The organism is Hominilimicola fabiformis, from assembly GCF_020687385.1.
Classification (GTDB): domain Bacteria; phylum Bacillota; class Clostridia; order UBA1381; family UBA1381; genus Hominilimicola; species Hominilimicola fabiformis.
On the sequence record NZ_JAJEQM010000036.1, the window covers coordinates 1 to 2,520 of the forward strand.

Here is a 2,520-nt window from a genome sequence, read left to right on the forward strand (position 1 = left end):
CACAAACTGTGTTGCTGATAATATTATTGCAAATATACTTATTATTGAAACAATTTTTTTCATAATTCTACCTCTTTAAAACTGCATTTAATTTTACATTGAATATTCTTTATTGTACTATTATATTATTGCATAATTTTATACGATAACTGATAATAATCAGCAGAAGTGCTTCCTGTCGAAACACTATTAACCGATATGATTTTTTCGCCTTGATATGTAGGGTCGCAATATATTACCATATCTGTATTTTTTGGTATTGTGTATACTGTTGTAGAGTTCCAATTCACAACTGTATCTTTAACATCAGCAGACCATAATGTTAAATATTTTGCTTTTCCGCCATTTGCTTTTTCGCCTCTTTCAAGCTTTGCTTGGTCAGATAAACTGCGATTTCTAATTTCTATTTTATATATTTTTGAATCAGTACCCCAATAATCCATACAAAAAGCATCTACATCCCATGCATCGGTTAAATAAAATTCTGTATTATTTAATTCACGATAATTATTGCCTTGCGTGTATTGGTCTCCTTGTATCCCGTTATACGCATCGTTTATTGAACCATTAACATCATCTTCGTATCCATTAATAGGTTCAACATTAATCATACCATATCCATCTACAGCAGATGTAAAATAGACCATTACATAAAAAGAAATAAAATCAGCTGTTTTTTGATAATCACTTGTTCGGATATCGACGTAGGTGCTATTTTCGTTGTTAGAAGATGTATATGTTCTTAGTGCAGTTGGAGTAGTATTTTTCTTGGTATGACTCCATAATTTCATAGCAATTTTAGATGTGCCCGTAACAGTTATTCTAAATTGACCATTCTTATCTGTTGATCCTACATAGGAATCTGGTAAATAAACTTCATAAACAGCATATTTCCCAGAAGAAGATGACTCTTTTAATCTAAAGCTACTATCTGATATTCTTAGTTCAGAGGCTTTGTTTTGAATATCCGATATGCTAACAGAAGGTAATGACATTTCAGATGGAGCGTAGAAATCACTTTCTGTATATGTTTCTATTGTTAAATTATAGATGTTATCGCCATAATCTTTAGAAAAGAATCCGGCATATTGTCGGTTATCGCTAATTGTAAATACTCTATAGATATTTCCGTCAGGTAGAGAATTACAATAATCCTTAAATTCATTTGCATGTATTGGGGTGTATTTAGCTATTTGTGGATTTACAATGATTTTCCCATCATCATCGGTAGTTTCACCACATCGTAAATCATTTGTATTGGCAATAAGTACAATATCGTTATTGTTTTCGCTAGGATTTGTTACATATGAAGGCATTTCAGCATCTTCTTTTTTTACACAAACGATTCGTTTATAATTAGTGGTTTGACCATCAATAACTTCTGTTAATTCAACATCATATTGACCTTTTTCATCAAGAACAGGAGAATAAAAACTTTCTTCAGTTAATAAACTATTATACACTATATTTCCGTCGTTTAAATCGGTTATGGTTAAAGAAACTTTATCCATATCCTCAAGTTTCTTCATATATACAATATCAAGTGATAATTCCGAAAAATCATTTGTATAACCAGTCATTTTCATAGGAAAATTCTCGTATATTGCCGGTGCAGTGTCGCCTAATGCCTCCTTATTCCAATGTTCTGCATCTAAATCACTTTGAGTGATATTGATAATATTGTTATTCTCATCAGCATAAGAATAAACAATTTCGTTATCACTATCAGCAGCAATAGCATTGGTTCCGATTGCTGAAGTTGCCATAACCGCAGCCAATCCTAACGTGATAAATTTTTTTAGTTTCATAACAAAACCGCCTTTCTTTTTATAATACTGTATTCATTTCAACAAAACAAAGTTCTTATAATGTGTTTGACAAACTATGACGATTTGTTATATAATAACACACATAAGAGGTACTCAATATAACTTAATGTATGCTGACCCGCAAAGATTAAGAGCATTGGTATCTCTTTATTTTATTTTAAAATAAAGTCAGTATTATATTTTGTTTTTTGTGTTGGCAATGTTCTTTTATATTTCAAGCTATTTTCATATCATATAAAATTTATAATACTTATTAATGATAAGCTCATTGAACTGATGATATAAATAGTTATAATATATTTAAACATCAACAACATTTTCTTAATTTGTAACCCCCCAATAACAAATGATTACAATTAAATTCTACCCAGTAATATTATGTTTGTCAACATTTTCCGACTAAGTGGTAGCTTATTCCGGAAACTTGGTAGCAAATAATGTAAGTATTTCAACAAATAGTGAATTGAATTTACAAAATATTTGAGAACACAAAAAAATCGGAACAAGATAACTTGTTCCGATTTGGCTCCTCCAGCTGGGCTCGAACCAGCGACATCATGATTAACAGTCATGCGCTCTGCCAACTGAGCTATAGAGGAATATCTTCTTTAGCTTTCGCTAACTTTTTCTTTAAACACCAAAGATAACGACTTTTGTCGTTATCTTCAGCATTCTTCGTTCCGGCAACTTT

Annotated in this window: 1 protein-coding gene and 1 tRNA gene; both read right to left on the reverse strand. The window is 31.0% G+C overall.

The features are described 5' to 3' along the window. Window positions 1-125: 125 nt before the first annotated feature. Complete coding sequence (locus LKE05_RS13945; protein WP_308457237.1) at window positions 126-1,808, reverse strand: hypothetical protein; 1,683 nt, start codon at window positions 1,806-1,808, stop codon at window positions 126-128. 544 nt (window positions 1,809-2,352) lie between these two features. Beyond that, window positions 2,353-2,428 (reverse strand) — tRNA-Asn (locus LKE05_RS13950). Window positions 2,429-2,520: the final 92 nt, after the last annotated feature.

Bases quoted from the DNA above. Each gene is read 5' to 3' on its own strand.
- LKE05_RS13945 (WP_308457237.1), bottom strand. From the start codon at position 1,808: ATGAAACTAAAAAAATTTATCACGTTAGGATTGGCTGCGGTTATGGCA.